15 protein-coding genes are annotated in these 14,823 nt (G+C 61.8%); 7 read left to right on the forward strand and 8 right to left on the reverse strand.

Annotated features, from left to right (window positions below; all coding sequences use genetic code 11):
* Window positions 1–429 precede the first annotated feature (429 nt).
* Entirely contained in the window at window positions 430–942 is a 513-nt protein-coding gene (locus tag KTN04_RS11430) for a hypothetical protein (protein WP_217335365.1), read from the forward strand.
* A 21-nt stretch (window positions 943–963) separates the two neighbouring features.
* Here KTN04_RS11430 and ilvA read toward each other — a convergent pair whose 3' ends face one another.
* Window positions 964–2,481, reverse strand: a complete 1,518-nt coding sequence (gene ilvA, locus KTN04_RS11435; RefSeq protein ID WP_217335366.1) for a threonine ammonia-lyase, biosynthetic — start codon at window positions 2,479–2,481, stop codon at window positions 964–966.
* A 181-nt stretch (window positions 2,482–2,662) separates the two neighbouring features.
* Here ilvA and rpiA point away from each other — a divergent pair, with 181 nt between their 5' ends.
* Entirely contained in the window at window positions 2,663–3,337 is a 675-nt protein-coding gene (gene rpiA, locus KTN04_RS11440; RefSeq protein ID WP_217335367.1) for a ribose-5-phosphate isomerase RpiA, read from the forward strand.
* Here the strand turns inward: rpiA and KTN04_RS11445 are convergent, their stop codons facing one another.
* The 4 genes from KTN04_RS11445 to KTN04_RS11455 all read right to left on the reverse strand — a co-directional run bounded on the left by KTN04_RS11445 (window position 3,338) and on the right by KTN04_RS11455 (window position 7,204).
* Window positions 3,338–3,772 (reverse strand): heavy metal-responsive transcriptional regulator, encoded by a 435-nt coding sequence (locus KTN04_RS11445; RefSeq protein ID WP_217335368.1) that lies wholly within the window; start codon window positions 3,770–3,772, stop codon window positions 3,338–3,340. It abuts the gene before it with no gap.
* A 23-nt stretch (window positions 3,773–3,795) separates the two neighbouring features.
* A complete protein-coding gene (locus tag KTN04_RS17085; RefSeq protein WP_256449086.1) occupies window positions 3,796–3,921 on the reverse strand; it encodes a hypothetical protein in 126 nt (41 codons plus the stop codon).
* A 128-nt stretch (window positions 3,922–4,049) separates the two neighbouring features.
* Window positions 4,050–6,512: an ABC transporter permease gene (locus KTN04_RS11450; RefSeq protein WP_217335369.1), complete on the reverse strand. Its 2,463-nt coding sequence runs from the start codon at window positions 6,510–6,512 to the stop codon at window positions 4,050–4,052.
* The gene (locus KTN04_RS11455; protein WP_217335370.1) at window positions 6,509–7,204 is read right to left on the reverse strand and encodes an ABC transporter ATP-binding protein; all 696 of its coding nucleotides are present in this window, start codon (window positions 7,202–7,204) and stop codon (window positions 6,509–6,511) included. The genes KTN04_RS11450 and KTN04_RS11455 overlap by 4 nt, the downstream gene beginning before the upstream one ends.
* Here KTN04_RS11455 and KTN04_RS11460 point away from each other — a divergent pair.
* Window positions 7,203–7,820 (forward strand): arylesterase, encoded by a 618-nt coding sequence (locus KTN04_RS11460; protein ID WP_217335371.1) that lies wholly within the window; start codon window positions 7,203–7,205, stop codon window positions 7,818–7,820. The genes KTN04_RS11455 and KTN04_RS11460 overlap by 2 nt on opposite strands.
* Here the strand turns inward: KTN04_RS11460 and KTN04_RS11465 are convergent.
* The 3 genes from KTN04_RS11465 to nudE all read right to left on the reverse strand — a co-directional run bounded on the left by KTN04_RS11465 (window position 7,717) and on the right by nudE (window position 10,912).
* Window positions 7,717–9,480, reverse strand: coding sequence for an ATP-binding protein (locus tag KTN04_RS11465; RefSeq protein ID WP_217335372.1), 1,764 nt, complete (start codon window positions 9,478–9,480; stop codon window positions 7,717–7,719). The genes KTN04_RS11460 and KTN04_RS11465 overlap by 104 nt on opposite strands.
* An 85-nt stretch (window positions 9,481–9,565) precedes the next feature.
* Window positions 9,566–10,150 (reverse strand): superoxide dismutase, encoded by a 585-nt coding sequence (locus KTN04_RS11470; protein WP_217335373.1) that lies wholly within the window; start codon window positions 10,148–10,150, stop codon window positions 9,566–9,568.
* 201 nt (window positions 10,151–10,351) lie between these two features.
* Complete coding sequence (gene nudE / locus KTN04_RS11475) at window positions 10,352–10,912, reverse strand: ADP compounds hydrolase NudE (RefSeq protein WP_217335374.1); 561 nt, start codon at window positions 10,910–10,912, stop codon at window positions 10,352–10,354.
* Window positions 10,913–10,956: 44 nt separating this feature from the next.
* On the opposite strand from nudE, the gene yrfG reads away from it, so the two are divergent.
* The 4 genes from yrfG to KTN04_RS11495 all read left to right on the forward strand — a co-directional run bounded on the left by yrfG (window position 10,957) and on the right by KTN04_RS11495 (window position 14,790).
* Window positions 10,957–11,613, forward strand: coding sequence for a GMP/IMP nucleotidase (gene yrfG / locus KTN04_RS11480; protein WP_217335375.1), 657 nt, complete (start codon window positions 10,957–10,959; stop codon window positions 11,611–11,613).
* Window positions 11,610–12,020, forward strand: coding sequence for a ribosome-associated heat shock protein Hsp15 (hslR, locus tag KTN04_RS11485; RefSeq protein ID WP_217335376.1), 411 nt, complete (start codon window positions 11,610–11,612; stop codon window positions 12,018–12,020). Before yrfG ends, hslR begins: the two co-directional genes overlap by 4 nt.
* Window positions 12,021–12,173: 153 nt before the next feature.
* Complete coding sequence (hslO, locus tag KTN04_RS11490; RefSeq protein ID WP_217335377.1) at window positions 12,174–13,049, forward strand: Hsp33 family molecular chaperone HslO; 876 nt, start codon at window positions 12,174–12,176, stop codon at window positions 13,047–13,049.
* A 193-nt stretch (window positions 13,050–13,242) separates the two neighbouring features.
* Window positions 13,243–14,790, forward strand: a complete 1,548-nt coding sequence (locus KTN04_RS11495) for a phosphoenolpyruvate carboxykinase (RefSeq protein WP_217335378.1) — start codon at window positions 13,243–13,245, stop codon at window positions 14,788–14,790.
* The last annotated feature ends 33 nt before the right edge of the window (window positions 14,791–14,823 follow it).

Here is a 14,823-nt window from a genome sequence, read left to right on the forward strand (position 1 = left end):
TTTTGCATGGGGGGCTTTGCACGCTACCGGCGTGGCGGCCATGTGTTGTCTCGCGACCACTGCCGGTTGGCAGGAGCGGATGTATTCTCTGGTTGGAGTGTTAATAACGTATTGATATAAAAATGATATTTCATTCTGTTGACGGTTTTTTGAAGCTAGGTACCGGCCTTGCAAAAACGATTCGATCCAGTCATGACCGGCGCTATCCCCCAAACGAGAACTGGCATCGTCCCACACAATAGCAACACCAGGAAAAGTCTCGTCCGTTTAATAAAATGAAGGGCCACTGATCCGGAGCGGGCGCCTTTGCCTATAAGTTCATGAGGATGACATGGGTTTGTCCACCGCCGCCTTCGGGTGGCGGTTTTTTTATGCCTGTCGATTGGCGCTATACTAGGCGCCCTTTGTATAACCCGACAGAGAATCAACATGCTCGGAGTAATCGCAGCACTCTGGGGCTTCCTCGGTATCTGCCTGCTGTTTGCCAGCGCGATCTATCGTCTGGGGGACATGGCCCTGCAGATGCCGGTGGGCAGTTTCGAGTGGCACCACTGGCTGGCACTGGGTGCGTGTCTGGCCTTCATGGGGTTTGCTGAGGGCTATCGCGGCTTTCAGCAGAACTTTTCACCGCGGGTGGCGGCACGCATTCGCTATCTGAGAGGCAACGTGACGCCCTTGCGGGCCCTGCTGGCGCCGGTCTTCTGCATGGGCTTTTTTCATGCGCAGCGGCGGCGACAGGTCGTCACCATCTGCCTGACACTGGGCATTGTCGGTCTGGTCATGCTGGTACGGCTGCTGGAGCAGCCCTGGCGCGGCATCATCGATGCCGGTGTGGTACTGGGATTGACCTGGGGCATTGTCTCACTGGCACTGTTCACGCTGCAGGCGCTGACGCGCGCCGAGTTCAAACATTCGCCGGAAACGCCGGACGCCCCCCGCTGAGGCGCGTCCGGCCGACGGCACTCAGCCCAGGAACAGCTTGTAGGCCGGGTTGTCGGTTTCGTCGTAGAAGGTGTAGCCGATCTCTTCCAGGAAGCTGACCACCTGTGCATGTTCGGTGTTCGGCACCTGCATGCCCACCAGCACACGGCCATAGGCGGCGCCATGGTTGCGGTAGTGGAACATGGAAATGTTCCAGCGTCCACCCAGCTTGCTGAGGAACTTCATCAGCGCTCCCGGCCGTTCCGGGAATTCGAACCGGAACACCACCTCGTTGTCGACGCCGGCAGGGGCGTGGCCGCCCACCATGTAACGCACGTGTAGCTTGGCGGTTTCATCGTCGGTCAGATCGACCACCTCATCCAGATGTTCGCCCAGTTCCGCTAGCAGCTCTTCGCGGCCGTCGTTGTTGGGGCGAATCTGGATGCCGGCAAATACGATTGCCTGTTCATCATCGCTGTAGCGGTAGTTGAACTCGGTGATGTTACGCTTGCCCAGGACCTTGCAGAACTGCTTGAAGCTGCCCGGCTGCTCCGGAATCTTGGCGGCGATGATCGCCTCGCGCTGCTCACCCAGCTCGGAACGCTCGGCGATATGGCGCAGGCGGTCGAAGTTGACGTTGGCACCGGAGTTGATAGCGATCAGGGTCTGGCCGCTGGCGCCCTCGCGGGCCGCGTATTTCTTCAGACCCGCCACGCCGAGTGCGCCGGCGGGTTCGGTGACCGAGCGGGTGTCGTCGAAAATGTCCTTGATGGCGGCACAGATCTCGTCGGTGGAGACGGTGATCACCTCATCGACATGGTCCTTGCAGATCTCCCAAGTATTTTCGCCGATCTGGGCCACGGCCACGCCGTCCGCGAACAGGCCGACCTGATCCAGCACGGCGCGGTAGCCCTCGCGCTTGGCCAACGCCAGGCAGGCGGAATCGGCATACTCGACACCGATGACTTTGGTCTCGGGGCGCAGGTACTTGACGTAGGCCGCCACGCCGGCGATCAGGCCACCGCCGCCGACGGGGACGAAGATGGCATCGATATGGCCGCTTTCCTGGCGCAGCATCTCCATGCCGATGGTGCCCTGGCCGGCAATGACGTCCGGGTCATCGTAGGGGTGGATGTAGACCAGCCCCTTTTCGGCCATCAGCTTTTCCGAGTGGCGACGGGCGTCGTCGAAGGCATCACCGATCAGCACCGCCTTGCCGCCCAGGCGCTTGACGTTGTTGACCTTCACGTCAGGGGTGGTCTTGGGCATGACAATGGTGGCCTTAACGCCGAGCAGGCGCGCCGCCATGGCCACACCCTGGGCGTGGTTGCCGGCAGAGGCGGTAATCACCCCCAGCGCCTTCTCCTCGTCGGTCAGCTGCGCCATCTTGTTGTAGGCGCCGCGCAGCTTGAAGGAGTAGACCGGCTGCTCATCCTCGCGCTTGAGCAGGACGCGGTTGCCCAGACGCTCGGTCAGGCCGCGGGCTTCGTCCAGTGGCGTTTCGATGGCGGCGTCATAGACCCGTGCTTCGAGGATCTTCTTGATATATCGATGTGGCATAGGGCTGGTTTCTGTATCTCGTAGGGCCGCGTGGCGAGGCGGGTGTGACAGGGCCGCGTCGGTCGGGCCGATGTGACTAAAGTATGTCCAAATGGTATCGGCTCCATGGGTCAGCGTCTACAAGGGCAACGGCGGGTTGCGTATAATCAAGGTTCAGTTTGAATCAGCGATGGACAGACCCATGACACAAGACGAGATGAAACAGGCGGTGGCGCAGGCAGCCGTTGACCATATCAAGGGCCGCCTTGAAAACGACAGCATTATCGGCGTCGGCACCGGCTCGACCGCCAACTGTTTTATCGACGCCCTGGCTGCGATCAAGGATCGCTTCGCCGGCGCCGTGGCCAGCTCCGAAGCCACGGCCGAACGCCTGCGCGGGCATGGTATCGAGGTGTTCGACCTGAACTCGGTCAGCCAGATGGAGTTTTATGTCGATGGTGCCGATGAGTTCGACCCTCACCTCAATTTGGTCAAGGGCGGCGGCGGTGCGCTGACGCGTGAAAAGATCGTGGCGGCCGTGGCCCGTGAGTTCGTCTGCATCGTGGACCAGTCGAAGCGGGTCGAGTTGTTGGGCCAGTTCCCGCTACCGGTGGAAGTGATTCCCATGGCGCGCTCGTATGTCGGTCGCAAGCTGGCGGCGCTGGGTGGTCAGCCGGTTTACCGCGACGGCTTTGTCACCGACAACGGCAACATCATCCTCGACCTGCATGATCTGGACGTGCTCGATCCCAAGGCTCTGGAAGCGCAGCTCAACAACATCGTCGGGGTGGTGACCAACGGCCTGTTTGCCCGCCGTGGTGCGGATATCATTCTGATGGGTACGCCCAACGGCGTGGAAACCCTGCGCCCTGCCTGATTAACTCTCCCGCGAGCCCGGCACGTCGGCGGGCTCGTCCTGCTCCAGAAAAGCCAGAATCGGGCAGTTCGCCGTCGAGCCCTGTCCGCTGCACAGGGACGACAGCCCGCGCAGGGCCTGCTGAATCCGTTGCAGATCCTCGATCTTGCGTTCGATTTCATCGATGCGAGCCTCGACCCGCTGTTTAACCCCAGCCGAGTCGGCCTCGGGGTGTGCCTGCAGCTCGAGCAGGTCGCGAATTTCGTCCAGCGTGAACCCAAGCTCCTTGCTGCGCTTGATGAAGGCAAGGCGATCAAGAGTCTCGACAGGGAAGACACGGTAGCCGGACGGCAGGCGTGCTGGGGGTGGGATCAGGCCTCGGCGTTCATAATAGCGCAGAGCTTCGACGCTGAGGCCGGAGCGGCGGGCCAGTGCTCCAATCTTGAGATCAGACATGTCAGCCGCATCGGTGCAGTGACTTACCACTGCACCACTTTGGTCAGGGCGATGCTGACCGGCATGGTGATCCACAGCATGGCCAGGATGTTGATGAAAAACCAGCCAAAACCGGCTGGATCGCGGAAGTTCTCGTCATGGTGCGCCATGATATCCCCTTGCGTAAAACTGTATGTTTGTTGATCAATATCAAAGCGCAGGATTATAGCCAATACGCTGGCGCTTTTATAGCCAGGTATTGGCATCATTTTTGTAGGAGTATTGCCTGCGGGCCGGCTCAGCCGGCCCGCAGCAGGCGGTAGCACTGGTCCAGCCGCAGCGGACGTCGGATCAGCCAGCCGATCAGTACGAAGATCAGTGCTGCCAGCAGCGGTAACGCCAGCCAGAGCTCGGTGTGTAGGCGGGGCGGAATCTGCAGCAGCCACTGATGCAGCATCGCCAATACCCCTTCGGCACTGAGGCTGGCCAGCAGGCCGCACACCAGGCCGATCAGCAGGAACTCGAGCAGGTCCAGCTGTCGCGCCTGGTCTGCTGTCACGCCCAGCGTCTGCAACAGAGCGCTTTCAAAGCGGCGCTGCTCCAGTGCCTGCAGTAGGGTTACCCCCAACAGCATGACCCCGCACCCCAGGCTCAGGGCCAGAATCAGGGCCGAGCTGTCGCCCAGCCGCTGTAGCCAGCCGGCCAGCTGATCGAGGACCTGGTCGATGTCGATCAGAGTCAGCGACGGGAACTGCTGCAGCAGCTCGCGGCTGATGCCGCGCTGCTCCGGCTCCAGGTGGAAGCTGGTGATCCAGGTGGCCGGGGCATTCTGTAGCGCCTCGGGATTGAAAATGATGTAGAAGTTGGGGCGGAAGGAGGTCCAGACGACCTCGCGAATGTTGCGGATTTCGCCTTCCACGCGCACGCCGCCGATGTCGAAGCCGAGTCGGTCACCCAGCGCCAGGCCCAGTTCCTCGGCCATCTCCCGTTCGATAGAAATGGCACCGGCGTCACCGGGTTGCCACCACTGGCCGGCGACCAGCGGGTTGTGGGTTGGACGCTCCACCCGCCAGCTCAGGTTGAGCTCGCGCCTCAGGGTGTTGTGATCCTGCTGTTCGGCACTCAGCTGCGGCTTGATCGGGTCGCCGTTGAGCGCCGTCAGGCGGCCGCGAATCATCGGGTACAGCTCGGTATCCAGCTCGCGTTCGGCAAAGAAGCGGTCCACGCCATCCTTCTGCCAGGGCTGGATGTTGATCAGGAAATAGTTGGGCGTGTCATCGGGGAACTGGGCCTGCCACTGCTCGATCAGGTCGGCGCGGCTGACCCAGACCACACTGAGCAGGGTCAGCAGCATGACCACCACGGCGGCCTGCAGCCGGTGCCATTGGCGCTGCTGGCGCAGCCGCATCAGCAGCAGTCGCCCCAGCAGCAGGCGCCGGGCCAGCGGGCGGGCACAGGCCTGCAGGCCCGCCTGGGCCAACCAGCCGAAGAGAGCGCCGCCCAGCAGCAGGAACAGCAGCAGTCCCAGGGCGGGCAGCGGGGCCTGCAGAAAGGCCAGCAGGGTGGCGGCCAGCAACAGCAGCGACAGCCCCTGCATCAGCAGGGCGGTACGGTCACGGGGCGGGGCGTCGCCACGCAGCAGGTGGGCAACCGGAATGCGTGCCAGTTGGAGGATGGGGGGCAGGCCCAGCAGCACCAGCAGGGCCAGCCCCAGAGCGGGCCCACTGAGCCAGCGCAGCCAGTGTGCCGTGGGCAGTGCCTGCGGCAGCAGGTCGGCCAGCCAGCGGTAGACGCTCCACTCCAGCACATAGCCGGTGAGCACCCCGGCACTGGCGGTCAGCAGCCAGGCCAGCAGCAGCTGGTACAGATAGACCCGGATCAGCTGACCGGGCCTCAGCCCCAGGTTCAGCAGCAGGGCGCTGCGGGTATGCTGGCCCAGGCTGAAACGGCGCAGGGCCAGCACAATGGTCAGCGCCGACAGCAGCAGGGCGATCAGTGCGCTGAGCTTGAGGTAGCTGAGCGCGTTGCCCAGAGCATTGCCGGTCAGGGGCTGATCCTTGCTCAGGGCATGGATGCGTTCGTAATCGGCCAGGGTGGGCTGCAGTGCTCGATTGAGTGCGGTGATGGCCTCGGCCGGGCCGGCCAACAGAATACGGTAGTTGGCTCGGCTGCCCGGGGCCAGCACACCGCTGGCCTCCAGATCAGCGGCGTTGACCAGAATGTGGGGGCTGAAACTGCGGAAGCCGGTCCCCCGGTCCGGCGATCCGAGCAGCTCGCGGCTAACGCTGAGCGGCTGATAACCGAACTCCAGCTGATCACCCGGCTGCAGCTGCAGCTGGGTCATCACGCGCGGCTCCACCCAGACGTCGCCCGGTGCGGGGATGCCGGTGCCGGGCGGCTCGGTGACCAGCTCGCCGCGCAGCGGGTAGGGCGCCTGGAGCGCCCGCACCGACACCAGCATCAGGTCGTCACCCCGGCCGACCATGCTGGGGAACTGAATCACCCGGGTCTGCCGAATGCCGTCCAGCGGCAGGCCATCCAGGCGTTCCGGGGCAATGGGGCGACTGCTGCTCAACACCAGGTCGGCACCCAACAGGGCGGCACTTTCACGCAGCAGCCCCCGTTCCAGGCGATCGCCGAGCACAGCCAGCAGGGTCGTCAGGGCAATGGCGATCCAGCTGGCCAGCAACAGCGCGCGCCATTCGGTGGTGCGCAGTTGGCTCCACAGCTGGCGCGTGGCCAGTCGGGTCAGCAGGCTCATGAGTGTACCTCCTCCAGACGGCCGTTCTGCAGGTGGAGGCGGCGCTGGCAGCGGGCGGCCAGTTCGGTGTCGTGGGTAATCAGCACCAGGGTCGCGCCGGTATCGCGGTTGAGCCGGAACAGCTGTTCGATGATCTGCTGACCGGTGTCGTCATCCAGGTTGCCGGTGGGCTCGTCGGCAAACAGCACCCGCGGTTCGGTGGCGAAGGCGCGGGCAATGGCGACCCGCTGCTGCTCGCCGCCGGACAGTTGTGCCGGATAGTGGTCCAGACGTGCGCCAAGACCGACCTGCTCCAGCCAGTGGCGCGCCTTGCGATCGGCATCGGTCCGGCCCTGGATTTCCAGCGGCAGGCGCACGTTGTCCAGTGCATCCAGTTCCGGCAACAGGTGGAAGGACTGGAAAATGAAGCTGATCTGTTCCAGGCGCAGGGCGGCACGGGCGGCATCATCCAGCTGGTCCAGTGGCTGGCCGTCAAACAGCACATGACCGGCACTGGGCGTATCCAATCCGGCAAGCAGACTCAGCAGGGTGGACTTGCCGGCTCCGGAGCGCCCGATGATGGCCAGACTTTCGCCGGGCAGGATGTGCAGGGTCAGATCACGAAAGAGGTCCACGCGGCCGGCTTGAGTATTGAAACTTTTTGCGACATCTTGGGCCTCAATAAGCGGCTTTTCTCGGTTGAGGTGTGACATGCGATCCCTGATTTCGATGGTATTCATATTGTTGGTTTGGGCGACCCCGCTGCAGGCCAAGACGTTGCTGGTGTTGGGTGACAGCCTGTCGGCGGCCTATGGCTTGCCTGCCGAACAGGGCTGGGTCAGCCTGCTGGAGCAGGAACTGCGCCAGCGGCAGCTGGCCCAGCGGGTGATCAATGCCAGCATCAGTGGTGAAACCAGCAGTGGCGGCCTGCAGCGTCTACCGCGACTGTTGAACGATTACCGCCCCGATCTGGTGGTGCTGGAACTGGGCGCCAACGACGGCCTGCGCGGCACGCCACTCAGGATCATGGAGCGCAACCTGCGCCAGATGGTTGAACTGAGTCGCCAGGCCGGGGCCCAGGTGATGCTGATCGGCATACGGATCCCTCCCAATTATGGACCGCAATATACGCAAAGGTTCTATTCCATCTACCCCGAGTTGGCACAGGAGTATGATCTGGCGCTGGTGCCGTTTCTGCTGGAGCGGGTGGCGCTGAAGCCCCAGTTCATGCAGGCCGACGGGCTGCATCCGACAGCCGCGGCACAGCCGATTCTGCTGCAGACGGTGTGGCCGCACCTGTATCCGCTGTTGCAGCCAGCGGAATCCTGATCTGCAGGCAGGTGCCCTGCCCCGGGGCGCTGTCGAGCGCCAGGCTGCCACCCAGTGCTTTGGCGCGGGTCTGCAGGCCGAGCACGCCGAAGCGCCCCTTGCGACTGATGATGCTCGGGTCGAAGCCACAGCCGTTATCGCTGATCAGCATTTCCAGCTGGTCGGTGGGGCCATCGGCATCACGGCGGTACAGGTGCAGTTTGGCCTGTGTGCAACCGGCATGGCGCTGCAGATTGGTCAGTCCTTCCTGAATCATCCGGTAGAGGTTGATGTTGTAGCGTTCTTCCATCTCGTTCAAGGCACCGCCGAGTTGCAGCTCAAGATCGATGCCGCGCCGTTCCAGGTGCAGGCCGCGCACCAGCTCGCGAATGGCATCTACCAGCCCCAGGTCGTCCAGCAGCGTAGGGCGCAGGGCATGCATCAGGTCATAGGTCACGTCATAGATGTGACCGGCAATGTGATCGATGCTGGCCGCGTGGCGGTGAACGCTGTCGTTGCTGTCCGGATGATCCTGCAACAGCATGCGCGCATCGGTGCGGATGGCGGTCAGGCATTGGCCCAGTTCATCATGCAGCTCCTGCGCCAAGTGTCGTCGTTCACGTTCCTGAATGTCGAGAATGCGTTGGGTCAGACGCTGGTTTTCCTGCAGTTGCAACTGCAGCTGGCCGGAATGCTGCTGCAGGTTTTGGCGCAGGCGTTCGGTCTCGCGGGTTTCGGCGCGGTACTGGTTCGCGGCATGGCGCTGCCGAATCCAGGCATGGGCCAGCAGGCTGATGGCGGTGCTGATCAGCAGGGGCAACAGTACCCAGCCCAGCAGGTCGGTCCAGTACAGGGTATTGGTCAGTGTCAACTGCACCGGCAGGTTGCCGATCTGGATGTCACGCTGTTGTTGTATTTGCAGCAGAGCGGAGCCTTCCTGTTGGCCGACCAGCTGGATAGGCGTGTGGCTGCCGGGCAGGGACAGGCTGAGTCGGCAGCCGGCGGGCAGCGTCGGGGTGTGCAGCCAGCGGTTGACATCCAGTACCAGCGAGGCGATCAGGCGACGATCATGCGGTGCACTCAGGAACAGGTTCAGTAGCGGCTGGCCCTGATTCTGGCTGTACAGGCGCGAGTAGGTGATGTCATGGCTGGACGGCGTGCGCAGCAGGGCCGGCTGCAGGGCCGGGATCAGGCCCAGGTCGGTACCCGGCAGAGGCGGCTGTGCCGAAGGCGTATCGGGCACGACCAGAATCAGTGGATGATAGATCGGCGTGCCGGAGTCTTCCCGCGCGGGCAGGGTCATGGCGCTGAGACCGTGCAGCAGGAAATCGGGATAATAACGCCGCATGCGCTGCTCGAAGCCCTGAATGTCGTCGCTGCGAACACGCTGTTGCAGCTGGATGCGCTTGACTCCAGGGGTAAGCTGGCGTCGCTGCTCCAGTGCTGCCGCCAGGGCAGGATCGAACAGTTGCGGTTCGGGCACGTCGAGCAATTGCACCACCTGTTCCAGCAGGCGCTGGCTGAGAGTCAGGTGCTCTTTCAGCTGCAGAGCGAGAGCGCCCAGCCGTTCGTGCTGGCGCTGCTGCAGGTGGTCTAGATCGTAGCGCACCAGGACCGTGGCACACACCAGTGTCAGCAGGAGCCACAGCGGCAGTATCAGCAGGGTGGAAGCACGGCGCATCAGTACAGGTATCCTTACCTCGTGAAGGGCGCAGTATAAACAAAAAAGGCGCCCGCGGGCGCCTTTCTCAGGTCGTCATCTGCACTCAGGCAGCGAAGTTTTCGTTGACGAAATCCCAGTTGACCAGCGCCCAGAAGCCTTTCAGGTAGTCAGGACGTACGTTGCGGTAGTCGATGTAGTAGGCGTGTTCCCACAGATCGACGGTCAGCAGTGCGGTCTGGCCTTCGGTCATCGGCGTGCCGGCATTGCTGGTGTTGACGATGTCCAGGGAACCGTCGGCATTCTTGACCAGCCAGGTCCAGCTGGAACCGAAGTTGTTCACTGCCTTGTCGTTGAACGCTTCCTGGAACGCCTCGAAGGAGCCCCACTTGGCGGTGATGGCGTCAGCGATGGCGCCGGTCGGTGCACCGCCACCGTTCGGAGACAGGCAGTGCCAGTAGAAGGTGTGGTTCCATACCTGAGCCGCGTTGTTGAAGATGCCGCCAGCCGGAGCCGTCTTGATGATCTCTTCCAGAGACTTGCCTTCGTACTCGGTACCCGGGACCAGACCGTTCAGCTTGACCACGTAGGTGTTGTGGTGCTTGCCGTGGTGGAATTCCAGGGTTTCGGCGGAGATGTGCGGTTCCAGTGCATCTTTCGCGTACGGCAGTGCAGGCAGTTCGAAGCTCATAGTATTCACCTTGATTTGTCAGACAGGTTCAGCATAAAACCGATTGTTATTGGAGGCGGTGCCTCGTTGGGTGCTGTGATGATAGCACCAACAGAACGGCTAATCATGACACAGTTTGTGGCAGTATTGGCCGTGTTCGGTATCTGCTCCGGTATCAATCACTAGGTGGAGACGCCCGGAGCAAAAAACAAGGGGGCCGGGTCAGGAATCCGCTGACGCCGTGCGCGCCAGCCGTTGCTGTACCAGGCACAGGGCCGCAATGGCGCGGCCTTCGGAAAACTCGCGCTGTTCAAACAGCTCGTTCAGACCTGACAGTGGCCAGGGCACCACGTCCAGCGGCTCGGGCTCGTCGCCTTCCAGCTTGTTGGGATAGAGATCCTCGGCCAGCATGACCTCCAGACGATGGCCCATGTAATTGGGCGCCGCGGTCAGCTGGCGCACATGGCTGATGCGCCGGGCGCCGAAACCGGCCTCTTCCTGGAGCTCACGATTGGCCGCCGTAGCGGCGTCTTCGCCGGGGTCGATCAGTCCCTTGGGCAGGGTCAGCACGTATTCTTCCAGCCCGGCTGCGTATTCACGCACCAGCAACACCTCGTCATGCGCGTTGATGGCCACGATCATGACCGCCCCCTGGCCGCCGGTGCGCAAGCGCTCATAGCGGCGTTCGACACCGTTGCTGAAGCGCAGATCCATGGCTTCGATGTGGAACAGGCGGCTGCTGGCCACCTTGGTCAACTTCAAAATCTCGGGCTTGGCAGTCATACTGAATATCCGGAAACTGTTATTACCTAGAGTGTTCCCTGATTATGCTGGATTGGCAAGCCATCGATACCGTCCTTCTGGATATGGACGGCACCCTTCTCGACCTGCACTTCGATTCTCACTTCTGGCTGGAGCTGTTACCCGAGCGGTACGCGCAGGCGCAGGGGCTGGATCTGCAACAGGCCCGCCACTGGCTGCATGGGCGCATCCGCGAAGAGCAGGGAGCGCTCAGCTGGTACTGCCTGGACTACTGGACCGAGCAGCTGAACCTGCCGATTGCCCGGCTCAAGCGTGACATCATGGACCGGATCGGTTTTCGCCCCGGTGCCGAAACCTTCCTCAAGGCGGTGCGTGACAGCGGCCGGCGCACGGTGATCGTGACCAACGCACACCGGGATAGCCTGGCGTTGAAGATTGAAGTGACCGCCATCGACACGCATGTCGATCTGGTGATCTGCTCCCATGACTTCGGCCAACCCAAGGAAAAGCAGGCGTTCTGGCATGCGCTACAGGAAGTGGAGCCGTTCAATCCGCAGCGGACTCTGCTGGTGGATGACAGCTTGGCGGTGCTGGCCTCGGCTCGCCGGTACGGCATCGCGCACCTGCTGTCGATCACCCAGCCTGATTCCATGCAGCCGCCCCGCCGGATCGACGATTATGATGCCACCAACGATTTCAGTGAGGTGATTGCCGCGCTATGAGCCATCATCACAAGCATGCCGATACCCCGGCAGACAAGAGCGTACGCCTGGACAAATGGCTCTGGGCTGCGCGTTTCTACAAGACCCGTGCCCTGGCGAAACAGATGATCGAGGGCGGCAAGGTTCACTATGACGGCCAGCGCAGCAAGTGCAGCAAGGCCGTGGAAGTGGGGGCGCTGATTCAGCTGCGGCAGGGCCATGACGAGAAGACGGTCGAAGTGCTGGCACTGTCGGACCAGCGTCGCGGGGCCAGCGAAGCGCAGAAACTGTACCGGGAAACCGAAGACAGCATCAAGGCGCGGGAAGCCCGAGCTTTGGCACGCAAGACTCTGGGCAGTGCACCGGAACATCGTCCGGACAAGAAGAGCCGGCGTGAATTGCTGCGCATCAAGGGCAGTTGGGACTGAAAGCGAGCAAGTGCATGGATAAAAACGGTGACGGGGTGATCATTTCATCCGTGTTCGGCTAAAATGAAGGGTCATCCACGTTGGCAATCCTGCCCGCCCGCTGCATGCGGCTGGGCGCGACTTATCAGACCAGAAAACCCCGGGAATCCCTGCATGAGCAACCCTGATCAGATTCAGCGTATTCTTTTCGACCAGATTGATGTTCGCGGCGTCGTTGCCGGACTAGAGCACAGCTATCAGGAGGTGCTGGCACGACATGACTACCCCCGGGCGCTGCAGAGCCTGTTGGGCGAAATGCTGGCGGCCGTCAGCATGCTCAGCTCGACTCTCAAGTTCGAGGGCCGCCTGAGCCTGCAGGCGCAGGGCGAGGGCAATGTGCGTCTGCTGATGGCCGAGTGCAACCACCACCGCGAGCTGCGCGCCATTGCCCGTTACGAGGGCGAAGTGGCTGATGACCAAGCATTCAACGAACTGCTGGTTAACGGGCGCATTGCGCTGACCATCGAACCCGAAAGCGGTCAGCGTTATCAAGGCGTGGTGCCGCTGGAACATGCGACCTTGGCTGAGTGTCTGCAGGCCTACTTTGAGCAGTCTGAGCAGCTGGGGACCTCCATCAAACTGGCGGCTGATGGCGAAAAAGCCGCCGGCCTGCTGCTGCAGGTGCTGCCGGCCGAGGGTACCGGTGACGAGGACTGGACACGTGTCAGCATGCTGGCGGAGACACTGAAGCCGGATGAACTGCTGGGGCTGGACAACGAAACCCTGCTGTTCCGCCTGTTTCACGAGGAAGACTGCCGTCTGTTCGAGCCCCAGGCGCTGCAGTTCAAGTGCGACTGTTCTCGTGAGCGCAGTGCCGAGGCCCTCAAGTTCATGACCGAGGATGAGCTGCTGGGAATTCTGGCCGAGCAGAACGGTCTCATTGATGTGGGCTGCCAGTTCTGCAATCAGCAGTATCACTTCGATGAAACCGACATCCGGGCCCTGTTCAGCGCGCCCGGCTACCTCGATGAAGATGGCCGAATGCACTGAGTAATCAGTGCCTTACCGCAGGGGCTGATAAACCGTTCCCGGTTTCAAATGAGAATGGTTCAATGCAGTCCCATCAGCGGGCATTTTGTGCAATAATATCGCACCAAAATAACGACCCGAACTGCGTTGACCGGAACGCAGGAGCCTTTTTGCTTTCAGGTAATTGTTTGGCGAACAGCCAAGGGAATCCGTAATGACCAAAGAAACCGTCAATAGCGTACACGTGAATCTGACCCCGGCTGAGCTGGTTGAGCGTGCGATTCAGCGTAATGAAGGTGTCCTGGCTGACACCGGAGCACTGGTTGTCACCACCGGAGAGCGCACTGGTCGCTCGCCGATGGACCGTTTCATCGTTGAAGAGCCCAGCACCGCTGATGCCATCGAATGGGGCAACATCAATCGCCCGTTCGATGCCGACAAGTTTGATGCCCTCTGGGGTCGGGTGGAAGAGTATTTGGCCGACAAGGAACACTTTGTCGCCGACGTGCACGTGGGTGCGGATCACAACCACTACCTGCCGGTGAAAATGACCACCGAAACCGCGTGGCAGAACCTCTTTGGTCTGAACCTGTTCATCCGTCCGCACGAGTACAACCCCAAGGGCAAGGAAGAGTGGCAGATCCTGAATGTGGCCGGCTTCCAGTGCCAGCCCGAGCGTGACGGCACCAACTCCGATGGCTGCGTGATTCTGAACTTTGCCAAGCGCAAGGTGTTGATTGCCGGCATGCGCTACGCCGGTGAGATGAAGAAGGCCATGTTCTCCGTGCAGAACTTCCTGCTGCCGGAAAAAGACGTGCTGCCGATGCACTGTTCCGCCAATATCGGCGAAGACGGCTCCACCACCCTGTTCTTCGGTCTGTCCGGCACCGGCAAGACCACGCTGTCTGCTGACCCCGAGCGTTACCTGATCGGTGACGACGAGCATGGCTGGGGCAAGGGTGTGGTGTTCAACCTGGAAGGTGGCTGCTATGCCAAGACCATCAACCTGAGCAAAAAGAACGAGCCGATCATCTGGGACGCTATCCGTTTCGGTGCCATCGTCGAGAACGTGACCCTGGACGGCAGCCGCAAGGCCGACTACAACGATACCTCTCTGACCGAGAACGGTCGTTGTGCCTACCCGCTGGATCACGTCGAGAAGCGTTCCGCCACCAACATGGGTGACGAGCCGGATTCCATCGTCTTCCTGACCTGCGACCTGACCGGCGTGCTGCCGCCGGTATCCGTGCTGACCAAAGAAGCGGCCGCGTATCACTTCCTGTCCGGTTACACTGCATTGGTCGGTTCCACCGAAATGGGTTCCGGTGGCGGCATCAAGTCCACCTTCTCCACCTGCTTTGGTGCACCTTTCTTCCCGCGTGCGGCACACGTGTATGCCGAGCTGCTGATGAAGCGCATCGAAGAATACGGATCACGCGTCTACCTGGTGAACACCGGTTGGACCGGCGGTTCCTACGGTGTTGGTGAGCGTTTCAGCATTCCGACCACCCGTGCCATTATCAGCGCCATCCAGAGCGGTGCGCTGAAGGATTGCGAAACCGAACAGCTGGATGGCATCAACCTGGCGGTACCGACCGCGGTGCCGGGTGTTGACGGCAACCTGCTGAACCCGCGTGAAACCTGGGCGGACAAGTCTGCCTACGACGCCGCTGCCGCCGACCTGGCCAAGCAGTTCGTTGACAACTTCACCAAGTTTGACGGCGTCTCCGAAGAGATCAAGGCAGCCGGTCCGAAGATCTGATGAAAGTCGGTTCCCGGATGCAAAAAACGCCCT

It is taken from the genome of Marinobacterium weihaiense (assembly GCF_019061305.1).
GTDB lineage: Bacteria > Pseudomonadota > Gammaproteobacteria > Pseudomonadales > Balneatricaceae > Marinobacterium > Marinobacterium weihaiense.

Excerpts from the sequence above, each read along its gene's own strand:
- KTN04_RS11445 (WP_217335368.1), bottom strand. The coding sequence starts at position 3,772 with ATGTCTGATCTCAAGATTGGAGCACTGGCCCGCCGCTCCGGCCTCAGC.
- KTN04_RS17085 (WP_256449086.1), bottom strand. The coding sequence starts at position 3,921 with ATGGCGCACCATGACGAGAACTTCCGCGATCCAGCCGGTTTTGGCTGG.
- KTN04_RS11450 (WP_217335369.1), bottom strand. The coding sequence starts at position 6,512 with ATGAGCCTGCTGACCCGACTGGCCACGCGCCAGCTGTGGAGCCAACTG.
- yrfG (WP_217335375.1), top strand. The coding sequence starts at position 10,957 with ATGCTGGATTGGCAAGCCATCGATACCGTCCTTCTGGATATGGACGGC.
- hslR (WP_217335376.1), top strand. The coding sequence starts at position 11,610 with ATGAGCCATCATCACAAGCATGCCGATACCCCGGCAGACAAGAGCGTA.
- KTN04_RS11460 (WP_217335371.1), top strand. The coding sequence starts at position 7,203 with ATGCGATCCCTGATTTCGATGGTATTCATATTGTTGGTTTGGGCGACC.
- KTN04_RS11430 (WP_217335365.1), top strand. The coding sequence starts at position 430 with ATGCTCGGAGTAATCGCAGCACTCTGGGGCTTCCTCGGTATCTGCCTG.
- KTN04_RS11455 (WP_217335370.1), bottom strand. The coding sequence starts at position 7,204 with ATGTCACACCTCAACCGAGAAAAGCCGCTTATTGAGGCCCAAGATGTC.
- KTN04_RS11470 (WP_217335373.1), bottom strand. The coding sequence starts at position 10,150 with ATGAGCTTCGAACTGCCTGCACTGCCGTACGCGAAAGATGCACTGGAA.
- KTN04_RS11465 (WP_217335372.1), bottom strand. The coding sequence starts at position 9,480 with ATGCGCCGTGCTTCCACCCTGCTGATACTGCCGCTGTGGCTCCTGCTG.
- rpiA (WP_217335367.1), top strand. The coding sequence starts at position 2,663 with ATGACACAAGACGAGATGAAACAGGCGGTGGCGCAGGCAGCCGTTGAC.
- KTN04_RS11495 (WP_217335378.1), top strand. The coding sequence starts at position 13,243 with ATGACCAAAGAAACCGTCAATAGCGTACACGTGAATCTGACCCCGGCT.
- nudE (WP_217335374.1), bottom strand. The coding sequence starts at position 10,912 with ATGACTGCCAAGCCCGAGATTTTGAAGTTGACCAAGGTGGCCAGCAGC.
- hslO (WP_217335377.1), top strand. The coding sequence starts at position 12,174 with ATGAGCAACCCTGATCAGATTCAGCGTATTCTTTTCGACCAGATTGAT.
- ilvA (WP_217335366.1), bottom strand. The coding sequence starts at position 2,481 with ATGCCACATCGATATATCAAGAAGATCCTCGAAGCACGGGTCTATGAC.